The 24,117-nt window shown below is 41.1% G+C and carries 20 protein-coding genes; 9 read left to right on the top strand and 11 right to left on the bottom strand.

Features of this window, described 5'->3' with window-relative positions:
- Positions 1–51: 51 nt before the first annotated feature.
- A complete protein-coding gene (locus H7T92_RS00115; RefSeq protein WP_155199804.1) occupies positions 52–693 on the top strand; it encodes an MBL fold metallo-hydrolase in 642 nt (213 codons plus the stop codon).
- Positions 694–762: 69 nt separating this feature from the next.
- On the opposite strand, the gene ftsX is transcribed toward H7T92_RS00115, so the two are convergent.
- The 3 genes from ftsX to prfB all read right to left on the bottom strand — a co-directional run bounded on the left by ftsX (position 763) and on the right by prfB (position 3,514).
- Positions 763–1,689 (bottom strand): permease-like cell division protein FtsX, encoded by a 927-nt coding sequence (gene ftsX / locus H7T92_RS00120; protein ID WP_042759907.1) that lies wholly within the window; start codon positions 1,687–1,689, stop codon positions 763–765.
- Positions 1,682–2,374 carry a cell division ATP-binding protein FtsE gene (gene ftsE / locus H7T92_RS00125; protein WP_003008021.1) on the bottom strand — a complete coding sequence of 231 codons (693 nt, stop codon included), beginning with the start codon at positions 2,372–2,374 and terminating at the stop codon, positions 1,682–1,684. The genes ftsX and ftsE overlap by 8 nt, the downstream gene beginning before the upstream one ends.
- A gap of 44 nt (positions 2,375–2,418) precedes the next feature.
- A protein-coding gene (gene prfB, locus H7T92_RS00130; protein ID WP_100209015.1) for a peptide chain release factor 2 occupies positions 2,419–3,514 on the bottom strand; the annotation gives its coding sequence in 2 pieces (ribosomal slippage) (positions 2,419–3,441 and positions 3,443–3,514; 1,095 coding nt in all).
- A 175-nt stretch (positions 3,515–3,689) separates the two neighbouring features.
- Between prfB and H7T92_RS00135 the strand changes: the two genes are divergently transcribed.
- Complete coding sequence (locus tag H7T92_RS00135; RefSeq protein WP_155199806.1) at positions 3,690–4,547, top strand: metallophosphoesterase; 858 nt, start codon at positions 3,690–3,692, stop codon at positions 4,545–4,547.
- A gap of 309 nt (positions 4,548–4,856) precedes the next feature.
- Here the strand turns inward: H7T92_RS00135 and H7T92_RS00140 are convergent, their stop codons facing one another.
- The 3 genes from H7T92_RS00140 to H7T92_RS00150 all read right to left on the bottom strand — a co-directional run bounded on the left by H7T92_RS00140 (position 4,857) and on the right by H7T92_RS00150 (position 8,927).
- Positions 4,857–5,525 (bottom strand): MIP/aquaporin family protein, encoded by a 669-nt coding sequence (locus tag H7T92_RS00140; protein WP_045759670.1) that lies wholly within the window; start codon positions 5,523–5,525, stop codon positions 4,857–4,859.
- Between the two features lie 121 nt (positions 5,526–5,646).
- Positions 5,647–8,331, bottom strand: coding sequence for a cation-translocating P-type ATPase (locus H7T92_RS00145; RefSeq protein ID WP_155199807.1), 2,685 nt, complete (start codon positions 8,329–8,331; stop codon positions 5,647–5,649).
- A gap of 212 nt (positions 8,332–8,543) precedes the next feature.
- Positions 8,544–8,927 carry a YwiB family protein gene (locus H7T92_RS00150; RefSeq protein WP_201036677.1) on the bottom strand — a complete coding sequence of 128 codons (384 nt, stop codon included), beginning with the start codon at positions 8,925–8,927 and terminating at the stop codon, positions 8,544–8,546.
- 115 nt (positions 8,928–9,042) lie between these two features.
- Here H7T92_RS00150 and H7T92_RS00155 point away from each other — a divergent pair, with 115 nt between their 5' ends.
- From H7T92_RS00155 to H7T92_RS00170, 4 genes are read left to right on the top strand one after another with little or no spacing between them, the layout of a single operon-like run.
- Positions 9,043–10,353 (top strand): HD domain-containing protein, encoded by a 1,311-nt coding sequence (locus H7T92_RS00155; RefSeq protein ID WP_155199808.1) that lies wholly within the window; start codon positions 9,043–9,045, stop codon positions 10,351–10,353.
- The gene (gene yidA, locus H7T92_RS00160; RefSeq protein ID WP_201036678.1) at positions 10,343–11,149 is read left to right on the top strand and encodes a sugar-phosphatase; all 807 of its coding nucleotides are present in this window, start codon (positions 10,343–10,345) and stop codon (positions 11,147–11,149) included. The genes H7T92_RS00155 and yidA overlap by 11 nt, the downstream gene beginning before the upstream one ends.
- 3 nt (positions 11,150–11,152) lie before the next feature.
- A complete protein-coding gene (locus H7T92_RS00165) occupies positions 11,153–12,364 on the top strand; it encodes an aminoacyltransferase (RefSeq protein WP_201036679.1) in 1,212 nt (403 codons plus the stop codon).
- A 5-nt stretch (positions 12,365–12,369) separates the two neighbouring features.
- Complete coding sequence (locus tag H7T92_RS00170; protein ID WP_049475357.1) at positions 12,370–13,605, top strand: aminoacyltransferase; 1,236 nt, start codon at positions 12,370–12,372, stop codon at positions 13,603–13,605.
- A 75-nt stretch (positions 13,606–13,680) separates the two neighbouring features.
- On the opposite strand, the gene tpiA is transcribed toward H7T92_RS00170, so the two are convergent.
- From tpiA to ftsW, 4 genes are all read right to left on the bottom strand, one after another.
- The gene (gene tpiA / locus H7T92_RS00175) at positions 13,681–14,439 is read right to left on the bottom strand and encodes a triose-phosphate isomerase (RefSeq protein WP_003008052.1); all 759 of its coding nucleotides are present in this window, start codon (positions 14,437–14,439) and stop codon (positions 13,681–13,683) included.
- Positions 14,440–14,603: 164 nt separating this feature from the next.
- Positions 14,604–15,800, bottom strand: coding sequence for an elongation factor Tu (gene tuf, locus H7T92_RS00180; RefSeq protein WP_003008055.1), 1,197 nt, complete (start codon positions 15,798–15,800; stop codon positions 14,604–14,606).
- Positions 15,801–16,079: 279 nt separating this feature from the next.
- Positions 16,080–18,905: a phosphoenolpyruvate carboxylase gene (ppc, locus tag H7T92_RS00185; protein WP_201036680.1), complete on the bottom strand. Its 2,826-nt coding sequence runs from the start codon at positions 18,903–18,905 to the stop codon at positions 16,080–16,082.
- 38 nt (positions 18,906–18,943) lie between these two features.
- Positions 18,944–20,185 (bottom strand): cell division peptidoglycan polymerase FtsW, encoded by a 1,242-nt coding sequence (gene ftsW, locus H7T92_RS00190; RefSeq protein ID WP_045759674.1) that lies wholly within the window; start codon positions 20,183–20,185, stop codon positions 18,944–18,946.
- A 249-nt stretch (positions 20,186–20,434) separates the two neighbouring features.
- Between ftsW and H7T92_RS00195 the strand changes: the two genes are divergently transcribed.
- The 3 genes from H7T92_RS00195 to H7T92_RS00205 all read left to right on the top strand — a co-directional run bounded on the left by H7T92_RS00195 (position 20,435) and on the right by H7T92_RS00205 (position 22,570).
- Positions 20,435–21,310: a GH25 family lysozyme gene (locus tag H7T92_RS00195; protein ID WP_201036681.1), complete on the top strand. Its 876-nt coding sequence runs from the start codon at positions 20,435–20,437 to the stop codon at positions 21,308–21,310.
- A 140-nt stretch (positions 21,311–21,450) separates the two neighbouring features.
- Positions 21,451–21,924, top strand: coding sequence for an aminoacyl-tRNA deacylase (locus tag H7T92_RS00200; protein WP_049507671.1), 474 nt, complete (start codon positions 21,451–21,453; stop codon positions 21,922–21,924).
- 22 nt (positions 21,925–21,946) lie between these two features.
- A complete protein-coding gene (locus H7T92_RS00205) occupies positions 21,947–22,570 on the top strand; it encodes a histidine phosphatase family protein (protein ID WP_201036682.1) in 624 nt (207 codons plus the stop codon).
- Between the two features lie 36 nt (positions 22,571–22,606).
- Here the strand turns inward: H7T92_RS00205 and lysS are convergent, their stop codons facing one another.
- On the bottom strand, positions 22,607–24,097 hold the full coding sequence (gene lysS / locus H7T92_RS00210) for a lysine--tRNA ligase (protein WP_003016025.1): 1,491 nt from the start codon (positions 24,095–24,097) through the stop codon (positions 22,607–22,609).
- Between the last annotated feature and the right edge of the window lie 20 nt (positions 24,098–24,117).

Genomic DNA, 24,117 nt, shown 5'->3' on the forward strand with positions numbered 1-24,117 from the left:
ATCCTGTTATTTTCCTCGCAATTTGATACACTATTCTAGAAAGGAGTCCTTATGAAAATCTATCGTACCGTTAATCCTGTAGCTTATGAAAACACCTACTACCTTGAAAATGACCACTCCCTCATTCTTGTCGATCCAGGGAGTGACTGGGCAACTATTCAAAAACAAATTGATCGCATCGGAAAACCCATCGTAGCGATTCTTTTAACCCATACACATTACGATCACATTATGAGTCTTGAAAAGGTTCGTCAGACCTATCATTTCCCACCTGTTTATGTCCATTCAGCAGAAGCCAGTTGGTTGTCTTCTCCAGTCGATAATTTATCTGGTTTGGATCGTCATGCGGATTTAGAAGATGTGGTATGTAAGGAGGCCGACTTCCTTTATGACATTCGCTCCGATTACCAAATAGCTGATTTCCACTTTTATGTTCTGGAGACACCAGGCCACTCTGCAGGAGGAGTCTCTATCGTCTTTCCTGAGGATCACCTGGTTCTATCTGGTGATGCCCTTTTTCGCGAAACCATTGGACGGACCGATCTTCCAACAGGGAACGCGACACAGTTGCTTAGCAGTATCAGAGAAGAACTCTTTACCCTTCCATCTTCCTACACTGTCTATCCCGGTCATGGCCCTGAGACTTCTATTGGTCACGAGAAGATGTTCAATCCCTTCTTTAGACAATCCTAAAGAGTCCTTATCATCCTTCCTGTCCTCATAACAGTAGACAAAAAAAGCAAGTGCGAACTTGCTTTTTTATTATATCTTAAGAAAACGTCTCATGGAGATTGAAGAACCAATCGCTCCAATCAAAATTCCTAATCCAAAGAGGCCACCGACCATGATCGGTACCAAGAGATGAGGACTATAGAGATACAAGTTTTGATCTGCCAAGTTATTGTTCATAGATGTATAGACAACATTATAAACATAGAAGACCAAAGCTGAAGGAACCAAGGCTCCCAAAAGACCGATCCAAGCACCTTCTAAAAGGAATGGTGCACGAATATAGCCATTTTTTGCTCCTACCAGTCGCATAATCTTAATCTCACGACTACGTGAAATGATGGTAATCCGAATGGTATTTGAAATCAAGAAGACTGCGATGAAGATCAATAAAGCTACACCAATCAAGCCCCAGTTTCGGATAAAGGTTCCAAGAGCGAACAAGCGTTGGGTATCGACCCCGCCATCTTTAACCTCAGAAACTCCTTCAATTTTTTTGGCATCAGCCGAAACTTGCTTTACATATTTAGGAGCAGTCGTCTCTACATAATAAGCATCATAGAGAGGATTGGCATCTCCATCAAAAATCTTCCAGTTGTTCCCAGCCGTTTTGATCAGTTTATCATACTGTTCTTCCTTGCTAGAAAAATCAACCTTGTCAACATGTTTCATGGCTGTCAGAGCATCGTAGACCTTATGGTAGTTTTCATTGGTCACGGTTTGACCGTCTTTTTCAATTTGCTCACTCTGGTCTTGAATATCCTTGCGCATGTATACTACAACCCGCACACTATTTTGAATATCATCTGAAAGCTTGATAGTATTGGCAATAACTGAGGCGAAAATAGCAACCAAGCTAAGGGTAATCATAACCGAGCTGACCGCTGCAATCGTCATCCAACCATTTCGTTTCAAGCTTTTAAGCGATTCGATTAAGTGTCGGAAAAATCTTCTAATCATCGTATCCGTACTCTCCTTCCGCTTCATCACGCACTACACGACCATTTTCAATCGCGATGACACGGTGACGTAAAGTATTTACAATCTGGCTATTGTGGGTCGCCATCAATACTGTGGTCCCTTGCAGATTAATCCGCTCCAAAAGATTCATGATTTCCCATGAATTATCTGGGTCCAAGTTACCCGTTGGCTCATCCGCAATCAAGACTTTCGGATTGTTGACGATCGCACGAGCAATCGCAATCCGTTGTTGCTCTCCCCCTGACAATTCATTCGGGAATGAGCGGACCTTGTGTTTCAATCCGACAAGATCCAAAACTTCCATAACACGCTTTTTAATATTGCGACGTCGCTCACCGATAACTTGCATTGCGTAGGCAATATTTTCATAAACGGTTTTCTTTGGAAGCAATTTATAATCTTGGAAGACCACTCCCACATTGCGTCGCAACATAGGAATATCGCGTTTTTTGATTTTATCCAAATCAAAATCAGCTACTTTCAAACTTCCTTTATCGTGTTTGACTTCACGGTATAAAAGTCGAATAAAGGTCGACTTCCCTGCACCAGAAGGTCCTACGATGTAGGCAAATTCTCCTGGTTCAATTTGGACAGAGACCCCGCGAAGGGCCGTCGTCCCGTTGTCATACTTTTTGACAACATCTTTCATTTCAATCATTGACATGTAATGAAATTCCTTTCATTCTTTTCTGGTTGATTCCCTCGAGGTTATTGGAGACGCCATTTAAGGTAGGCATCGATAAAGCCATCGATATCTCCATCCATCACCTTGTCCACCTGCGCTACTTCGTAGTTGGTCCGGTGATCCTTAACCATGGTATAAGGGGTAAAAACATAGGAGCGGATTTGACTTCCCCAGGTGATTTCTTTTTTATCCCCTTTTAGAGAATCCACTTCTGCTGCTTTTTTCTCTTGCTCTAATTGGTAGAGTTTAGCTTGCAACATCTTCATCGCACGATCACGGTTCCCGTATTGGGTCCGATCCACGGTGGATGCCACTACAATCCCTGTCGGAATGTGGGTCAAGCGCACCCCTGTAGAGACCTTGTTGACGTTTTGTCCACCAGCTCCACCAGAGCGGAAGGTGTCCATCTTGATATCATCATCACGAACTTCGACTTCAATGGTATCGTCTAATTCGGGCATGACCTCAACAGATGTAAAGGAGGTATGACGACGTTTAGCGGAGTCAAATGGAGAGATTCGAACCAAACGGTGTACCCCCATTTCAGATTTCAGAAGACCGTATGCATGTGGCCCTTCAAAGGATAGGGTCACAGACTTGATTCCAGCCTCATCTCCAGCCTGATAGTCCAAGACTTCAACTTTAAAGCCGTGGGCATTTCCAAAACGAGTATACATCCGAAGAAGCATGTCGCCCCAGTCCTGAGCTTCTGTCCCTCCTGAACCTGGGTGGATTTCTAGGATGGCATTATTATTGTCATAGGGTTCAGACAATAGCAAGGTCATCTCATAGCTGGTCATACGTTTATCCAGCTCCTCCAACTTCTCGATCAATTCTTCTTTGACCGAATCATCTTCTGCCAAAAAGTCCAGTAAGATTTCTGACTCATCAAAGAGATCCACCATTTGATGGAAATTTTCATAGGTCTGCTTGAGTTCATTTAATTCTTGAGATGTCTTTTGCGCAGCAATGTTATCATCCCAAAAATCAGGTTCTGTCATTTTATTTTCTAAAATGGCAATTTCTTCTTCCAATGCCTCTAAGTCAAAGAGACCCCCTGAAAGAAGCTAATTTTTCACGATTTGCGTCAATTTTTTGACGAATTTCTGAAATGTCCATAAGTACCTCTTTCTATGTATCTAGTCTATTATATCATAACCTTCACTATTTGCCCACCTTCCAATATTGGATCTACTGGTTGACCACTGCCAAGCCAGCTGATTTTCAGCATTTTTTCTATTCATTTGTAACCTAATTGTTAGAAAAAAAGATCCTCTTATGCTAGACTGGTAGCATGACAACAGTAGCTTTTATGTCCGATTTACATATTGATTCAAACAACTTCGGCAAAGAAGAATTAGAGACCCTGATCACTCTTTTCAAGGACAAAAAAATTCAACATCTCCATATTGCAGGAGATATTGCCAACGGCTTTGAAAAGACGTCACAGGAATTTTTAGACCAACTCCGATATCACCTTCCAGTGACCTTTAGCCTAGGAAATCATGATATGCTGGGCCTATCAGAAGAAGCCATGAGACCTTTTGAATTTCAAAAGATTCCCTTCTCCAATCATACGCTTCTTGCCTTTTCGGGCTGGTATGACTACAGTTTTGTTCCTACTATCTCTCCCCAAAAACATCTCCAAACCAAAAATCTATTTTGGTTTGACAGACGCCTCCAACGAATGGGATCTGATCCAGCCATTACCAAACGTCTGTTGCAAGAGCTGGAACAAGAGCTCATGCGAGTAAACCAACCCCTGATCATCGCCATGCACTTTGTTCCTCATAGTCAGTTTCTCCTGCGCCACCCTTATTTTGAACGCTTTAATGCTTTTCTAGGGAGCCAAGCCTTTCATGAACTGTTTAGACAATATCCTGTCAAAGAGGTGATTTTTGGTCATAGCCACCATCGAATGCCAGCAACAACCATTGACAACATCACCTATCATGCCAGACCTTTAGGCTATGTCCGAGAATGGGAGCTCTGCAAACAATTTTTCGATGCTTTTCCTGAATATGATTTTCCAAAACGATACGATCCCTACAAACGCTATCGCAGAATTAAAGAACTCCCCGAATTTAAAGCATACAAGAAAAAACAGCTCGCTCATGAATTTTCTCAAGCCATGACGATCCTTGAACTATAAAAAAATTGGTTCCTTCGGAACCAATTTAGAATGTAGACAAACTATTTTAAAGTAAAATAAGTTAAGCGATTCTGCAAAAAAATAAATAAGTTCCAATTTTTAAATCGATCGAGAAAATACCTAAACTTTCCGCTGTGAGAAAAGTGCCTGAAACAATAACATTTCAGGCACTCGGAATTATTGAGACCCTAGGCTCAATAATTAGTCATGGAACTTCGAAGAAGTTCGCTGACGTCCGTACTCACCTAAGGAAAGTTTTTTATATGACTTTGTTTTCAATCTGAATTGGTCCCTCTGGGACCAATTTTTTTACTCTTCTGTATCCAAAAGATTTTTTGCAACGATTGCAGCCAGAACACCGCCAACGATTGGAGCCAAGATAAAGATCCAAATTTGTTGGAGGGCTGCACCACCTACAAAGAGTGCAGGAGCCAAGCTACGAGCTGGGTTAACAGAAAGTCCTGTAATGTTCAAACCAACAAGAATAATCAAAGTCAAGCTCAAACCTATGACAAGACCAGCGATTTTCCCATTACCTTTGGTAGCTGATGTCACTGTCATGATGACTAAGATAAAGATAAAGGACGCAATCACTTCAAACAAGAAACCGCCAAATGGAGTCACACCCTTCGCTAGGGCATTTTCACCAAGACTAGCTGTTGACATACCTGAATTTGACAAGAGGAAGAGAACTGTTGCAGATGCGAGAACCGCACCCACTACTTGCGCTGCAATATAATTAACCAAGTCCTTTGAAGACAAGCGTTTGTTCACAAACATGGCAATCGAAACAGCCGGGTTCAAGTGGGCACCAGAAACAGTCCCAATTGAGTAAGCTGCTGCAACAATGGATAAACCGAATGCCAAGGCAATTCCTAAATGTCCTAGACCTTCTGTTCCATTTCCAAAAACAACTGCGCCAGTCCCGATAAAGACAAGCATAAATGTGCCGATTACTTCAGCAAAAAACTTTTTCATAACTAAGTTTCCTTTCTTCAAACTGTTGACTAGTTTATCAAAAAACCACACGTACCTCAAGAAATATGCCCAGTCTATTTTGCCCGCAAAAAAAGCCATCCGAAGATGACTTTTTTTATGCTTAAATAGCGTTTTTATCTTTTCCAAGTGCACGTTGAACGGCTTTGACAATCTCAACGAGAACAACAATCAAGAGCGAACCAATCATAACAGCTAACCATTGTGTCAAACTCAAATGAGAGACATGGAAGAGTTTGTTAAATCCAGGGACAATGATGGTCGCCATCAAGAGAACAAAGGCAACTGGAATCGACCAGTTAAAGGTCTTGTTCTTGAAGAGTCCCACTTTAAAGATGGATTGGTAAACCGATTTAACGTTAAAGGCATGGAGCAATTGGATCAAACCAAGAGTTGCAAAGGCCATGGTCAAAGCGTCTGCATGGATTTCGGCACGAGTCGCATGTTCTGGATAGAGTAAGGCCCAGCCATAAACACCAAGAACCAGCATGGTTTGGAAGACACCTTGATAAAGAATAGCTCCGAAGACCCCACCGTCAAAGAAGTTAGATTTACGTCCACGAGGTTTGTGGGTCATGACACCTGGCTCAGCTGGTTCCACACCAAGAGCGATAGCTGGAAGAGTATCGGTTACCAAGTTGATCCAGAGAAGATGTACTGGTTGTAACACATCCCAACCAAAGAGGGTTGCAAAGAAGATGGTGAAGACTTCAGCCATATTGGCAGACAAGAGGTATTGGATAGATTTTTGGATATTTGAGAAGACCTTACGTCCTTCTTCTACCGCTACGATAATGGTTGCAAAGTTGTCATCGGCAAGGACCATATCTGATGCTCCCTTAGAAACCTCTGTACCTGTAATCCCCATACCGATACCGATGTCAGCTGTCTTAAGTGATGGTGCATCGTTGACCCCGTCACCAGTCATGGCAACAACTTTTCCTTCATTTTGCCAAGCTTTCACGATCCGAACCTTGTGTTCAGGTGATACACGCGCATAGACAGAGTATTGCTTGAAGACTTTTTGGAATTCTTCGTCAGAGAGTTCATTCAACTCAGCTCCAGTGAAGACATGGTCTTCGGTGTCATTTGGATCGATGATTCCCAGACGTTTGGCAATCGCTTCTGCTGTATCTTGGTGGTCACCAGTGATCATAATTGGACGGATACCCGCTTCCTTAGCGACACGAACAGCTTCTGCAGCTTCTGGACGCTCAGGGTCAATCATACCGACCAAACCAGAGAAGATCAAGTCAGACTCAACGATTTCAGATTCCAAGGTTGGAATTTCGTTACTTGTCTTATAAGCCATCATCAAAACACGAAGGGCTTGTTTAGCCAAGTCTTTGTTGGTAGCAAGTATAGCTTTCTTATCTTCATCCGTGATAGGACGAACTTCCCCATTAACTTCAATACGCGTCACACGTTTGAGCAATTGGTCAGGAGCTCCTTTGACAGCGATAAAGTAAGAACCGTCCGATTCCTTATGGATAGTTGACATAAGCTTACGGTCAGAGTCAAATGGCAATTCTGCCACACGTGGTTCATCCTTCAAAATTTCGCGAACATCAAAATTGTGATCCAAACCAAACTGTACCAAAGCAGTCTCTGTTGGGTCCCCAATCAACTTGCCAGATGGGTCCACCTTAGTATCATTGGCAAAGTTCATGATACGAAGGGTATTGTTGCTAGCAGCAATCTCAGCTGCTGAGCTTTGCAATTGACCGTTGGTGTAGACCTTCTCAACAGTCATTTGGTTCATAGTCAAAGTACCTGTTTTATCAGATGCGATGATTTCTGTTGAACCAAGAGTTTCAACCGCTGGTAATTTACGAACAATCGAATTGCGTTTGGCAAGGGTTGTAGTTCCCAAAGATAGAACGATAGTTACAATGGCAGGAAGTCCTTCTGGAATGGCCGCAACCGCAAGGGCTACCGCAACCATCAAGCCTTCTAATGGATGCTCTCCACGAACGAAGACGCCAACTAAGAAAGTAATGACCGCAATCACAACAATTAAGTAAGTCAAGGCTTTAGATAATTGTTCCAAGCTTTGCTTCAATGGTGTTTCAGTCTCATCGGCATTAGCCAACATATCTGCAATCTTACCAACTTCTGTATACATACCAGTGTTTGTTACGACACCAATACCACGACCATAAGTTACATTTGAGTTTTGGTAACCCATATTAACGCGGTCCCCAATACCAGCATCTGCTTCAACAAGTCCTGTCACATCTTTTTCAACTGGCACAGACTCCCCTGTAAGAGCTGCTTCTTCAATTTTAAGAGAAGCTGCTTCAAACAAACGCATATCTGCAGGAACCACATCTCCAGCTTCCAGAAGAACGATATCACCTGGGACCAATTCTTTAGAATCAATTTCAATCACGTGACCATCACGGCGGACACGCGCTAATGGACTAGACATGTTTTTCAGCGCTTCGATAGCTGCTTCGGCTTGTCCTTCTTGGTAGACACCAAAGGCTGCGTTCAAAACAACAACGGCTAAGATGATCATGGCATCTGTAAGGCCGTCCATTCCTTCTGTGATCACAGAGAGAGCTGCAGCGATCAACAAGATGATGATCATCAAATCTTTAAACTGATCGATAAACTTAGACAAGAGGCTACGTTTTTCACCTTCGTCCAGTTCATTATGACCATAAATCGCTAAACGTTCTTGAGCTTGAGCAGTTGACAAGCCTTCAATTGAAGAGTCCAATTCCTTTAGAACTTCTTCTTTACTCTGTGTATAAAACAAAGCTTTATTTTGTTCTTTTGACAAAATAATTTCCTCCTTATAGCTTTCTACTAGGTCTCTTTTGCACAAAAAAGAGACCTGTTTGAAAAAACAAGTCTCGCCGTTTAATATAGTGCCGGAAATAATTTCGTAATGACGACACTATCGCGGAAAACCGCCAGCTACTCCCTTGAGTGGTTTTATTATACCATTTTTATAGAATAAAGCAAGCGGGATCTAGAATAATTTAATGAGGATTATTCTTCCCATTCCACCAGTAATTGATAATCGGCAAATTCCTGTTCTCCATCGAGAGTTAACAAGCGATAAGAGACTTGCAAATGACCTGCTTCTAATTGAAAGAGGTCTGTTGTAATCAAAAACTGCAGAATGCCCATCGGAGTTGGGATGATTGCCCCACCATATTCATTTTTGTAGAAACGCATGATGGATTTAGGACTTGAGAATCGTGTCATGACCAATTCATCATTGGAAAATTTCAAAGCAACCTTTTCATCTTCTTCATTGGTATACAAGAGATATTGAAAACCTGCTTTTTCCTTCCATTCACCTTGATAGTACTGATCAACAATTTCCATTTCTTCTCCAAATCGAATGGTATTTTGAATGCGAATCTGCATCTTTGTCTCCTTCTCTTCTTTTCTTGCCTTACTATTCTATCAAATTTTACGCATTTTGACTGCCCCTATTAGCCTCTAGATCGCAAAATAGGCTTTTTTTTGCTATAATAGACCCATGAATGAAAAAGTCTTTCGCGATCCCGTTCATGATTACGTTCATGTGGATCATCCCATCATTTATCAATTAATTAATAGTAAAGAATTTCAACGACTACGCCGCATCAAACAACTGGGGACATCTGGTTTTACCTTCCACGGTGGGGAGCATAGTCGTTTTTCTCACTGTCTTGGCGCCTATGAAATTTCAAGACGTATTCTGTCTATTTTTGAGGAAAAGTATGCAGAGCAATGGAATTCTGATGAAAACTTACTGACCATGACAGCCGCTCTTCTTCATGACATTGGACATGGTGCCTATTCTCATACCTTCGAAGGACTCTTTGGAACCGATCATGAAAAGATGACCCAGCTGATCATCACCAGTCCAGAGACGGAGGTCAATCAAATCCTCTTACAGGTAGCACCTGATTTCCCAAACCGTGTAGCCAGCGTCATTGATCATACCTATCCCAATAAACAAGTGGTGCAATTGATTTCTAGTCAAATTGATGTGGACCGGATGGATTATTTACTGCGGGATGCCTATTTTACGGGTGCTTCCTATGGAAAATTTGACTTGACCCGTATTTTGCGTGTCATTCGACCGATTGAAAATGGTATTGCCTTCCAACAAAATGGCATGCACGCTGTCGAGGATTACGTGGTCAGCCGTTACCAAATGTATATGCAGGTCTACTTCCACCCGGCTACTCGTGCCATGGAAGTCCTCCTTCAAAATCTACTCAAACGCGCTAGAACCATTTATCCAGATCAGAAAGAGTATTTTCAACTGACTTCACCTCGCTTGATTCCATTTTTTGAAGAAGAGGTCACCATTCAAGACTACCTAAATCTAGATGACGGTGTGATGAATACCTATTTCCAAGTCTGGATGGATAGCCCGGATACCATCCTGTCTGATCTTGCTCAGCGCTATATTAATCGGAAAGTCTTTAAATCGACTCTATTTACAGAAGATAAGCGAAAAGACTTAGCAATCCTTGAAAAACTGATTAAAGAGGTTGGGTTTAATCCAACCTACTACACCGCTATTCATCAAAATTTCGATCTGCCCTACGATATTTATCGACCAGAGCTTGAAAAACCGCGGACCCAGATCGAGATGATCCGAAAAGATGGGAGTCTCGCTGAATTGTCTCAGTTGTCTCCACTCGTCGCTGCTTTAGCAGGAACTCGCTATGGGGACAACCGCTTCTATTTCCCCAAAGAAATGCTGGAGGTTAATGGACTTTTCAGTAAGCAAGTAGAGGAATTCACTTCCTATATTACCAATGATTATTTTACAGGAGAGACGGATGTCCATTAAATTAGTTGCGATCGATATCGACGGTACACTTCTCAATTCAAAAAAAGAGATCACACCTTCTGTATTTGAAGCCATTCAAGATGCTAAAGCCGCAGGCGTTAAAATCGTGATCACAACCGGTCGCCCTATCGCAGGGGTCTCAAAACTTTTAAAAGAACTCCATTTGATGGATCCTGGAGACTATGTCATTACCTTTAATGGTGGTCTGGTGCAAGAAACCGCTACTGGAAAAGAACTCATCAAGGACCTTTTACATTATGAGGACTATCTTGATATCGAGTCTCTTGCTAACAAACTCAAAATCCACTCTCATGCTATTACTAAAGACGGCATCTATACCAGCAATCGAGATATCGGACGCTACACCATTCATGAATCTCAACTGGTCAACATGCCCCTTTATTACCGGACGCCTGAAGAAGTTCGTGAGAAAGAATTTGTCAAGGCCATGTATATCGATGAACCAGATATTCTAGATGCTGCGATTGCAAAAATCCCTAAAGAATTCAAGGATCGCTTCACTATGGTCAAATCAGCCCCTTTTTATTTAGAAATTCTAGGGAAAACAACCAATAAGGGATCAGCTGTTCTTCATCTAGCTGAACGACTTGGAATTCAGCAAGAAGAAACCATGGCCATCGGAGATGAGGAAAATGACCGTTCCATGCTAGAAGTCGTGGGCCATGCCGTCGTTATGGAGAATGGCAATCCAGCTCTTAAAAAAATTGCTACAACTATTACCAAATCAAATGATGAATCTGGCGTTGCATACGCCATTAGAAAGTGGGTATTATAAGAAATGTACCATTACCAGCTAGGAATTTCTGCTAGTGAGCATGATGACTTTGTTATTCAGAGTGACCAAACCAATCTCTTACAAAGCAGCTCATGGGCAAAAATCAAAGATAATTGGGGAAATGAACGGGTTGGTTTTTATCAAGAAGACCAATTAGTCGCTGTTGCAAGCATCTTGATTCAACCCCTGCCACTTGGCTTTTCCATGCTCTACATTCCTCGAGGCCCCATCATGGACTACCAAAACAAAGAGCTGGTTTCATATGTGATCCAGTCCCTTAAAAAGATAGCCAAACAATACAAGGCCTTGTTTGTGAAATTTGATCCAAGTCTTTTCTTGAGTAAACAATTGATTGGACAAGAAAATACGGAAACCACTGATGTGCAAGCAGTAATCGATACCCTAACTAAAGAAGGGATTGAATGGACTGGCCGAACCAGTGATATGGCAGAAAATATCCAACCACGCTTTCAAGCGAATATCCACAAAGAGTTTTTCACTGAGCAAGATCTTTCAAAATCTACTCGACAAGCCATCCGAACTGCTCGAAACAAAGGGATCCAAGTCCAATTTGGCGGGACTGAATTGTTGGAGGACTTTGCTTCTCTCATGAAAAAGACTGAAGCTCGTAAAAGCATTCATTTACGTGGAAAAGACTACTACGAAAAACTACTCACAACCTACCAAGGACAATCCTACATTACCTTGTCTACTCTAGATCTCGAGAAACGCAAAAGCTCCCTTATAAAAGATCTTGAAAAAAACAAGGCAGAGGCTGAAAAATTCACAGAAAAAACAAAGCCTGGCAAGGTTGAGAATAACCAAAAAGAAAAAGAGCGGATAGAGGAAGAACTGCAATTTCTTGAGCAGCATCTCCAAGCAGGTAGACAAATTGTTCCTTTATCTGGGACCTTAACCCTTGAATTTGGTGGGACATCTGAAAATGTTTATGCAGGGATGGATGAAGAATTCCGCCGCTACCAACCTGCTATCCTCACCTGGTATGAAACTGCCCAACACGCTTTTGATCGTGGTGCTTCTTGGCAAAATATGGGGGGCATTGAAAATTCACTCGATGGTGGTCTCTATCATTTCAAATCAAAATTTAATCCTGTCATTGAAGAATTTGTTGGGGAATTCAACCTCCCAACCAGTCCACTCTATCCACTTGTAAACAAAGTCTACAAGATCCGGAAAAAATTAAGGAGTAAATAAGTTACATGACTCTTACGACAATTTCAAAAGAAGAATTTACCTCATTTGCAAATACTGTCTCCCATCGCTCTTTTATCCAGTCTGCTGAAATGGCAGATCTGCTTGAAAAGCGAGGAAATACCGTCCAATTTATCGCTTGGAAGCAAGAAGATCAAGTCCAAGTGGCAGCAATCTTGTACAGTCTTCCTATGACAGGTGGTCTCCATATGGAAATCAATTCTGGCCCCCTTTACCAAGAGGAAGCTATGCTAGAACCCTTCTATGCAGCTATAAAAGACTATGCGAAAGAAAATGGGGCTATTGAACTCGTTATTAAGCCCTATGATACCTATCAAACCTTTGACAGTGACGGCAATCCAACCAGTGAAGAGCAAACCCATTTCATGGATACCCTAAAAAAATTGGGCTATCAGCATGATGGTTTAACAACAGGTTATCCAGGTGGAGAAGGTGATTGGCATTATGTGAAAGATATGGAGGGTATCACCGAAAAAAATCTTCTCAAGAGCTTCAGTAAAAAAGGAAAGCCACTTGTCAAGAAAGCCAAATCTTTCGGTATTGAACTGAAACGATTAAACCGAGATGAACTGCAACTCTTTAAGGATATTACTTCCTCTACCAGTGACCGTCGCGACTATCAGGATAAGACCTTGGATTATTACCAAACTTTCTATGACAGTTTTGGCGACAATGCAGATTTCATGATCGCAACACTGAACTTCCACCATTACTACACGAATCTTGAAAAAGACCAAGGAAAACTAGCACAGAAGATTGAGAAATTACAGAAGGATCTTGAAGTCAACCCCAATTCAGAGAAAAAACAAAATCAACTTCGTGAATTCTCTAGCCAGTTTGATACCTTTGAGGTGAGAAAACAGGAAGCAAAAGAATATATTGAAAAATATGGAGATCAAGACGTCATTCTTGCAGGTAGCCTCTTCGTCTATATGCCACAAGAATCCACCTATTTATTCAGTGGCTCTTATACAGAATTTAATAAGTTCTATGCTCCTGCTGTTCTCCAGGAATATATGATGCTTGAAACCATCAAACGTGGCATCCCAAGATATAACTTCCTAGGTATTCAAGGAATCTTTGACGGGTCAGACGGTGTTCTTCGTTTCAAACAAAACTTCAATGGTTACATCGTCCGTAAGATGGGGACCTTCCGTTATTACCCAAGTCCTCTGAAATACAAACTGATTTCTCTCATTAAGAAACTATTAGGACGTTCCTAACTTAAAAGACCAGCTTTGTAGCTGGTCTTTTCTACTATAAAAAAGACGAGAAACCTCTCGCCTTTTTATATGTCATTATTTAACGAAGTCAAGCAATGCCAAGAAGCTTTCTGGATCAAGTGATGCACCCCCAACAAGAGCTCCATCAACGTCTGGACAAGCCATGTATTCAGCAACGTTTTCAGGTTTCACTGAACCACCGTATTGAACACGTACTTTGTCAGCCACTTCTTGACCAAAGTCAGCAGCTACAACGTCACGAACAACTTTACACATTTTTTGTGCGTCGTCTTGTGAAGCTGATTTACCAGTACCGATCGCCCAGATTGGTTCGTATGCGATAACTGTTGAAGCTACTTGTTCGGCAGTCAATCCAGCAAGAGCAGCTGAAACTTGAGCCCCTACGAATTCTGCTGCTTTACCAGCTTCGTAAGTTTCAAGGCTTTCACCACAACAGATGATTGGAAGCATACCATTCGCAAAGATTGCTTTTGCTTTTTTGTTGATATCTTCATCAGTTTCATGGAAGTAGTCACGACGTTCTGAGTGACCGATAACAACGTAGTCAGTACCGATTTCTTTCAAAACTTGTGGGCTAGTTTCACCAGTGAAGGCACCAGCATTTTCAAAGTAAGTGTTTTGGGCAGCAACTTTAAGGTTTGAACCTTTAGCAGCAGCAAGTACAGCTGTCAAGTCAACTGCAGGAGCTGCGATACCAGCTTCAACAAGGTCAGCTGAAGGAAGTTTTGATGCTACAGCTTCAACGAATGCTTTTGCTTCTTCTGGATTTTTGTTCATTTTCCAGTTACCAGCGATAAATGGTTTACGTGACATTTCACATACCTCTTTTTTCTAATTTTATACTACTATTTTACCATAATTTTCGTCATAATGAAAGGTTGCACAAGCTCATTTTACGTTTTACAAAAAATAAAAACCCCGTCTTCACGGGGTTTTCTGTCTGTCTATATAATTGTTAATCTGGGAACTAGATCGAATTAAGCTTCGATTTCAGTAACCATACCTGAACCAACAGTACGTCCACCTTCACGGATTGAGAATGTAGTACCTTGTTCAACGGCGATTGGGTGGATCAACTCAACGTCGATAGTCACGTTATCACCAGGCATTACCATTTCAGTTCCAGCTGGAAGTTCGATAGATCCAGTTACGTCAGTTGTACGGAAGTAGAACTGTGGACGGTAGTTGTTGAAGAATGGAGTATGACGTCCACCTTCTTCTTTAGTAAGGATGTAAACTTCACCTTTGAATTTAGTGTGTGGGTTGATTGAACCTGGTTTAGCGATAACTTGTCCACGTTCGATTTCATCACGTTGGATACCACGAAGAAGCACACCAACGTTATCCCCTGCAAGACCTTCGTCAAGTTGTTTACGGAACATTTCAACACCAGTAACAACTGCTTTTTGGATTTCGTCTTTGATACCAACGATTTCGATTTCGTCGTTGACACGAACAACACCACGGTCGATACGTCCTGAAGCAACTGTACCACGTCCAGTGATTGAGAATACGTCTTCGACTGGAAGAAGCAATGGTTTGTCAGTATCGCGTTCTGGTTCTGGGATGTACTCATCAACAGTATCCATCAATTCCATGATGATGTCTTCATATTTAGAGTCACCTTCAAGAGCTTTAAGAGCTGAACCTTGGATAACTGGAAGGTCATCACCTGGGAAATCGTATTCTGAAAGAAGGTCACGGATTTCCATTTCAACCAATTCAAGCAATTCTTCATCGTCAACCAAGTCAACTTTGTTCATGAAGACGATCAAGTGTTTAACACCAACCTGACGTGAAAGAAGGATGTGTTCACGTGTTTGTGGCATTGGTCCGTCAGTTGAAGCTACTACAAGGATAGCTCCGTCCATTTGAGCGGCACCAGTGATCATGTTTTTAACGTAGTCCGCGTGTCCTGGAGCGTCGATGTGAGCGTAGTGACGTTTAGCAGTTTCGTACTCAACGTGTGCAGTGTTGATGGTGATACCGCGTTCGCGTTCTTCTGGAGCAGCATCGATAGACGCATAGTCTTTAGGTTGGTTAACTGATGAAGGCAAGCGACGTGCCAAAACAGTTGTGATTGCTGCAGTTAGGGTAGTTTTACCGTGGTCAACGTGTCCGATTGTACCGATGTTAACGTGCGGTTTACTACGATCGTATTTTTCTTTTGCCATTTGAGTAAAAGCCTCCAATAAAATATATTTTATAGATAGACAGTAGGCAATACAGTCTAACTTTCCTTACTATTCTATCGAATTTTAGATAAAATTGCAAGCCTTTTACCTATATTTTCTTAATTATTCCTCTTCTTTTCTTTTATTTTATCAGCTTGCTGAAAGATCCTGATCTAGCTTTGAAAATTCTCATTTAAAATCTGCTATTTAAGCCTTTATGTACCTTTTGCTCCTTTGGGTTCAGGGAATAAAAAAATCGGAACAGTCGTTCCGATTTTTTTAACCTGAATTACGTAATCCTGTCGCCACCCCGTTGATGGTGATATGGATTAGCTTGTCTTGATCGGCTGGTAATTGGCCGGTCCGTTGACGTCGAATCAGTTCTAACTGAATATAGTTCAAGACGTTAAAGTACGGCATCCGATAGTCCAAACTTTCTTTCAGATAAGGGTTCTCCGCGAGCAACTCGTCTTGTTCCTCAATCATCAAGATGATGTCCTTGGTCAATTGCCATTCATGTAAGATAATCTGATAGATATTGCGAACTTCTTCTTCTTCACACAATTGAGCGTACTCAAAGGCAATATCCATGTTGGCTTTGGATAAGACCATGTCCACATTTGACAAGAGAGATTGGAAGAAAGGCCAGTTTTTATACATGTATCGAAGGGTTTCGATATTCTCAGGATCCTCATCGATAAATTCCTTAAAGCTAGAACCTACTCCGTACCAACCAGGGAACATCACCCGACTTTGTGACCATGAGAAGACCCATGGGATAGCACGCAAACCACCGATTTCTGTAATGGTCTTACGAGCAGCAGGACGTGAACCAATATTAAAGCTTGAAATTGCTTTGATCGGACTTGATTCAAAGAAGTAGTCATAGAAGTGCTCATTTCCAAAGACCAAATCACGATAGATATCGTAACTGCAATTCACGACTTTATCCATGACTTCCCCGAAACGATCAAACATAGAGAATGGACTCTTTTGTTCGGCAATCATTCGGTTAATGGTTGCAGAGACGAGCATCTCAAGGTTGTAGTAGGCAGCATCTTTATTTCCATATTTATTGCCGATCACTTCCCCTTGCTCGGTTAAGCGGATACGGTCATTAATGGATTTCAATGGTTGAGAAGTGATGGCTTCATAAGTAGGACCTCCACCACGACCAACAGTACCACCACGACCATGGAAGAAGGTAATCTTCACACCAAACTCGTCACCGATAGCAGTCAATTGTTGTTGGGCTTTAAAGAGGGTCCAACAAGAAGACAAGTATCCACCATCTTTGTTGGAATCAGAGTAACCTAACATAATCTCTTGGTAGTTGTTCTTAGAAGCAATCCAACGTTTAGCGATTGGAAGAGACAAGTAACTTCTCATGGTTTCTTCTGAATGATCCAAGTCTTCGATCGTTTCAAACAAAGGCACGATTTGCACACGAGCTTTTTCCGTATCGACTAAGCCCACTTCTTTCAACATCACAGCCAATTCCAACATATCTGACACACTGGTTGCATGAGAAATGATGTTTTGACGAATGACTTCTTCTCCTAAACGATCCTTCAATTCACGGGCCGTTTGGAAAATCGCTAATTCTTTTTCAAGCAGTTCAGATTTTTCAGCATGAGTTGCTGATAAAATACGTGGATCTTCTAAAAGTTCTTTCAAGAGAACTTGACACTTTTCATCCTCTGATAAATCAGAATAGTGGTCATTAATCCCTGCTGATTTCAGCAATTCTGCCACACAGGCTTCATGTACACTCGAATCCTGGCGCATATCAATAGAGGCCAGATAGAATCCAAAAACATCGATAGCTTCTAGAAGTTCTGCAAACTCACCAGAAATTAAATACTCTGATTTGTTTTCTAACAAGGAATCTTTGATCTTTTCAAGGTCTTCTTTAAATTCTTGAGCTGATGCATAAGCTGGAGCTTCTTTCTCAGAAATTTTCTTTAAAGCTCCAGAGATACGATTGCCGATATAATCAGAAACTGGCCCTTGTTGATGAGCATTTGCTCCTAATAACCTCTCGACAGCATAACGATCTTCTCTGGTTTCTCCCACCATCGTCCATTCTTTTAAATTGACCAAAGTCTGGATCAATTTTGACTGGATATAGTGGAAAGCACGACGGTATGGTTCTTTTTCACGAAAGACGGATGTATCACTGGATAGGGCTGCCATTTCAGCTACTGCTTCACTTGTTTTAGAAAGACTCGTTGAAAGGGAGAAATGACGGTATAATTTAGAAATCTTTTCGATGTAATAGTTCAAAATGACTTCACTTTGAATAGTTGCTGAACGCTTCAAGGTCTCAGCTGTTACAAACGGATTCCCGTCTCGGTCTCCCCCAATCCACATGCCCATTGTGATCGGACGTGGTTGTTCAAGCTCTAATCCATGCTCTTTTGCCAAGCGTTTGTATTCCAACATAAGATTTGGAACAGCTTGTAAGAAAGAGCTATTGTAATATTCCATGACATTGGTGATCTCATTGGTAACCTTCAATTTTTTGTCACGAATCATATCCGTTTGCATCATGATTTCGATATTACAACGAAGATTGTTATACCACTTATTCTCATTCATTAAACCAGCTTTAACATCCCGGTGCTGACGAAGAAGAGCGTGAATATGATTGGTTAAATCCAGCATGGTTTTTCGTTGCACTTGAGTTGGATGGGCTGTTAAAACAGGTACAATATTGAGATTTTCAAGAATTTCTTGTGCATCTTCATTTTTCGCAACTTCTTTGATGGTTGAAGAAAGTTTTCCGAGGTATTCACCATCCACATTATTCAAATGATTGATTTCATAGGCCAAATCGACATCTTCTGAGATGTTAATCAAGAGTGGTAAAATGGCAAAATAACGTGAAATCACTGTCATTTCTTCATTTGTCAATTGTTCCACTATTTGATTCAACTCACGATAGTTCTGTGTTTTTGATAGATCCTTCAACTGCCTAATTTTATCAAAGGTTTCCGGACGAACCAAATTTTTCGTAATATCATCTAATAAATTGGTTAAGATTTCGGCTTCTTCTTTGATAATATCTTTATTTGTGAAGTTCTCTAATTTTTGTAAGACCATTTTTTCTCCTTTTTGAATAGCCATTTAACAATTCCCTTTTAATAATAAGGTTTGATTTTACCTTTTTCTTCAAAAACCATGCCTTCTTGTTCCATCTTAGCCCGTTTTTCACTAGCGTCGATATTCAAAACGAAAGCAATCGCTACGGATAAGACCCATAAGCTATTTCCCCCTTGGGATAAGAAGGGGAAGGTCACTCCTGTAGACGGAATCAAACCAGAAATTCCTCCGATGTTAATGAAGGTTTGCACTAAGATCATCCCACCGATTCCAATGGCCATCATCGAATTAAAAGGATTCTTTGCTCGAATACCGACTAAAATGATCCGAAGAATTAAGAAGAATAGGAGAGCAAGGATCAAGCTAGCTCCAACAAAACCTAATTCTTCAATCACGATCGCAAACACAAAATCTGTGTGCGCTTCTGGTAAGTAACCTTGTTTTTCAATGGAATTTCCAAGCCCCAAGCCAAACCAACCACCATTACTCATGGCATAGTAGGAATTGGCTAATTGGTGTCCTGCACCAGACAAGTCATTAAAGGGATTAAAGAAGGCACTAAAACGTTTGGCCACATAACCAAAGACAGGAATTTTAGCGACACGGTCCACACCGATGATCCATATTGAACCAAGGACAATGGTGGAGGCTCCAACAACTAAACCAAGTAAAGAGGTAAACCAACGGTAGCCCACTCCACTAGCCGTAATCATGATCAAGACCGTTAAGGCCAAGATCGTCGCATTTCCCAAGTCCGGCATAATCACAACGATTCCAATCAGAATCAAGGTCAGCCAACGCCAATCGTTTAAATTCCTTGGAATCCATTCATTGTGGGTCAAGGCTTGATAATCATAATCGCGTATCTCGTCTTGTCGTTTAGAAAAGATCAAGGCTAGATACCAGACTAAGATCACCTTGAGATATTCTGCTGGCTGGATACTAAACCCTCCAGGAATTGTCAACCAACCGTGAGCCCCATTGACCGTATCTGTGATAAACCTAGACAAAATCAACAAAATCACTTCAGCAAAAATGACAACAGCCAGTACTTTTTTATTTCGAAGGAAATCTAAGCTAAATTTATAAATCAGGGCGATGGTTAGGAGACTAAGGATAAAAAAGAGTCCCTGTGTCCGTACCATCCGAATCGAACTCACTCCACTTTGAATTGCCAAGGCACTTGTTGTCGAATAGACAACAATCAAGCCAATGATGGATAAAATCAAATAGGGAATGAGGATGGAATAATTTAAAAGATGTCTTTTTTCAATTTTCATAATTCACCATATTCCTAATATTCAACCTTCATTATATCATTTTTAAGAAGCAAAACCAAGGAAAGGCCAGAAAAGATTCGGCTTCTTCCCCATTTTCAAGAAATATTCTAATCATTCTTCTTATTTTCATATATTTTTATCCTTTTTCGATGAAAAGATTCCTTTTTTTTTGAAAATAATGGCTGAAATCAGCATCTTTTAAGCATTAAGTTTTGCCTTTTCGTTTTTTTTACGGTAAAATGATTTTGTATGAGAAAAAGGATAAAACCCGTTGTTCTCTTTGTCTTTTTTATCGGTATCATTTCTTTTCTGGTTCTTTCACGAACGATTGCCGATCTGCAAGCCAGAGAGCGACAAGAAACAACCAAAACCATTCCGAACTCCAATACACCTAAAAAAACAACTACTGCAAGCTCTTCTTCTAAAAAAGAAGAAGACATCAATCCAGAACTGGTTGGCCGTCCGATCATTGATATCTCAGGCTGGCAATTGCCTAGTGAAATTGATTACGATGTCCTTTCCCAAAATGTGGGAGGTGTAATCGTACGTGTCCATAGTGGGGCTCAAGCTAAAAAGGAAAATGCGGCAACCTACTTAAATGGTCTGGATAAATCTTTTAAAACTCATATCCAAGAATTCCAAAAACGAAATATCCCTGTCGCAGTCTATGCTTATGTCGCTGCTAAGGATAAAAAAGAAATGGAAAAAGAAGCAGAAGAATTTTACAAGGCTGCTTCTCCTTACAAACCGACCTACTATTGGTTAGACGTTGAGGAAAAAACCATGAAGGATATGAATGCAGGTGTTGAAGCTTTCCGAGCAAAACTACAAGCTTTGGGTGCAAAAAATATTGGACTCTATATCGGAACTTACTTCATGGAAGAACATAGTATCTCCACTGATAAATTTACGGCTCTTTGGATTCCTACTTATGGATTTGATGACGGCTACTATAATGCCGCGCCAGATACCAACACGGAATACGACTTGCATCAATATACCTCTCAAGGGCAATTAAATGGATTCTCACACTACTTGGATCTCAACCAAATTGCTCCGACGCAAGACCAAGAAGCGATTTATCGGAAACTTTTCAAAGTACAAAAAGATAACTCTTCCTCATAGCCTTAAAACAGCAGATCAAGTGATCTTCACTTTTTCTGCTGTTTTCTATTTTTAAGGAGAAGACAATATCGTCGCTATTATATGTTATAATGGTCTAATGAAATCTGATTTTGTAGAGAAAAAGAGAAAAGGAGAAAGCCATGGCAAAAAAAAATAAAGTGAAAAAAACCTTAGTCGAGCAGATCTTGACTAAAGCAAAAATTGAGCACGTAGGCTTACAAATCAACGCTTTAGAAGGGATCTTACCAGAAGGGATTGATCGCTCTACTATTTTCAAAACCCTAGCTCTCAAAGGAGATAAAACGGGTCCTGTGATTGGGATCATTCCTATTACGGAACATCTTTCAGAGAAAAAATTGGCCAAATTATCGGGAAATAAGAAAGTCGCTATGATTCCTCAAAAGGATCTCGAAAAGACAACAGGTTATATTCATGGGGCCAATAATCCGGTGGGCATTCGTCAAAAGCATCCTTTCCCAATCTTTATCGATGAATCAGCCCTTCAGTTAGAGACCATGATCGTATCTGCCGGGGAAATCGGCCATAGTATTCAAATCAAACCACAACTTCTAGCAGACTTCGTACAAGCGACTTTTGCAGATATTTTAGAATAATGACAGAGAAGGAGACAAGATTGTGAAACTATATTTTATTCGACACGGACGGACAGAATGGAATGAAGAAGGACGTTTTCAGGGATCAAATGGCGATTCTCCGCTGTTACCAGCCTCTATTCATCAGCTTGAAAAATTAGGAAAGCACCTAGCTACTGTTCCTTTTGATGCAGCCTTTGCAAGTGATCTGCCACGAACAGTCCATACCGCACAGATCATCCTCGATCAATTGGAGACACCTCTAGAATTGCAAGCAACGCCTGCTCTTCGTGAGTGGAATTTGGGAAAATTGGAAGGAGCTAAAATTTCTACTATTTCAGCTATCTATCCCCAACAAATGGATGCCTTTCGCCATAACCTAGCCCGCTTTCAAAATGAAATCTTTGATGCAGAATCTGTCTATGAAACGACCAAACGTACCTGTGATTTTATAAAAAGCCTGAAAGGAAAAGAGCTCGATATTGTTCTCATCGTTGGACATGGGGCTAATTTGACAGCTTCTATTCGAACCTTGCTTGGTTATGAAACAGGAGAACTCCGCAAAAATGGCGGACTAGATAATGCCAGCGTGACGATTCTGACAACAGATGATTTTGAGCATTATCACTTAGATACTTGGAACGACACCTCTTATATGGAAGACTAAAAAACACTGATCTTGCGATCAGTGTTTTCTTTTAGCTTATTTCATAGTTGGGAAGAGAAGGACGTCGCGAATCGTTGTTACATTTGTCAACAACATAACGAGACGGTCAATACCAATTCCAAGTCCACCTGTTGGTGGCATACCATATTCGAGGGCTTCAACATAGTCATAGTCGATGCCTGTAGCTTCGTCATCTCCCAATTCTTTCGCACGCGCTTGTGCTTCAAACCGTTGCAATTGATCGATCGGATCATTCAATTCCGTGAAGGCATTCGCATACTCTTTGGTCATGATGAAGAGTTCGAAACGGTCAGTGAAGCGTGGATCTTCTGGATTTTTCTTAGCCAATGGGGACACTGCTACTGGGTGACCGTAAACAAAAGTTGGTTGTGTTAAGGTTTCTTCAACGAATTCTTCGAAGAAGGCATTGATAATTTGTCCCACTTCTGTGTAGTGTTTTTCAACTGGTACATGTTTTTCGTTTGCAAGTGCTACAGCTTCTTCAAAGGTCATGTCTTGCCAGAAGTCAACACCTGTGATTTCTTTGATCGCATCAACCATGTGAACCCGTTTGAATGGTTCGTTGATTTTGATTTCTGTTCCTTGATAGTCAATTGGACCATCACCATGGACCGCTTTCGCAGCATGTTGGATAATGCCTTCTGTTAAGTCCATGATATCGTGGAAGTCAGCGTAAGCTTGGTAGACTTCGATCGAAGTGAATTCAGGGTTGTGAGTAGCATCCATTCCCTCGTTACGGAAGATCCGTCCAATTTCATAGACGCGTTCCATCCCACCAACAATCAAACGTTTCAAGTGAAGCTCAGTCGCGATACGAAGCACCATGTCAATATTTTGCGCATTGTGGTGAGTGATAAATGGTTTGGCAGCCGCACCACCAGCTTCATTGTGAAGCACTGGTGTTTCCACTTCAAGGAATCCTTGACCATCTAAATAACGACGGATTTCAGAGATAATTTTTGAACGGGTTACAAAACGTTCGAAGCTTTCACGGTTTGAAATCAAATCCAAATAACGTTTGCGATAGATGGTTTCAACGTCTGAAAGTCCGTGGAATTTTTCAGGCAAAGGACGAAGGGCTTTTGACAAGTGAGTGATATGAGTTGCTTTAATCGAAAGTTCACCCATGTCTGTGCGCATGATTTCCCCTTCAACACCAAGGAAATCACCAAGGTCTGCTTTTTTGAAGATCTCGTAGTTTTCTTCTCCAACTGCATCCTTACGAACGTAGATCTGAATTTGACCTTCACGGTCTTGAAGATGGGCAAAGCCAACCTTTCCTTTTCCACGTTTTGTTACAAGACGACCGGCAATAATAGCTGTTTCGTTCAAGTCGTGGAGTTGTTCTTTATCTAATTCTGAATATTTTTCTTTTAATTGACCTGAATTTGCAGTACGTTCGAATCGCTTTCCAAATGGATCGATTCCTTGTTCACGAAGGGCCGCCATTTTCTCACGACGGACAATCTGCTGGTCATTCAATTCTTCCATATGTTCAGTAGTCATTTGGAACCTCCTAAGTTATT

The organism is Streptococcus parasanguinis, assembly GCF_016648855.1.
Lineage (GTDB): Bacteria > Bacillota > Bacilli > Lactobacillales > Streptococcaceae > Streptococcus > Streptococcus parasanguinis_L.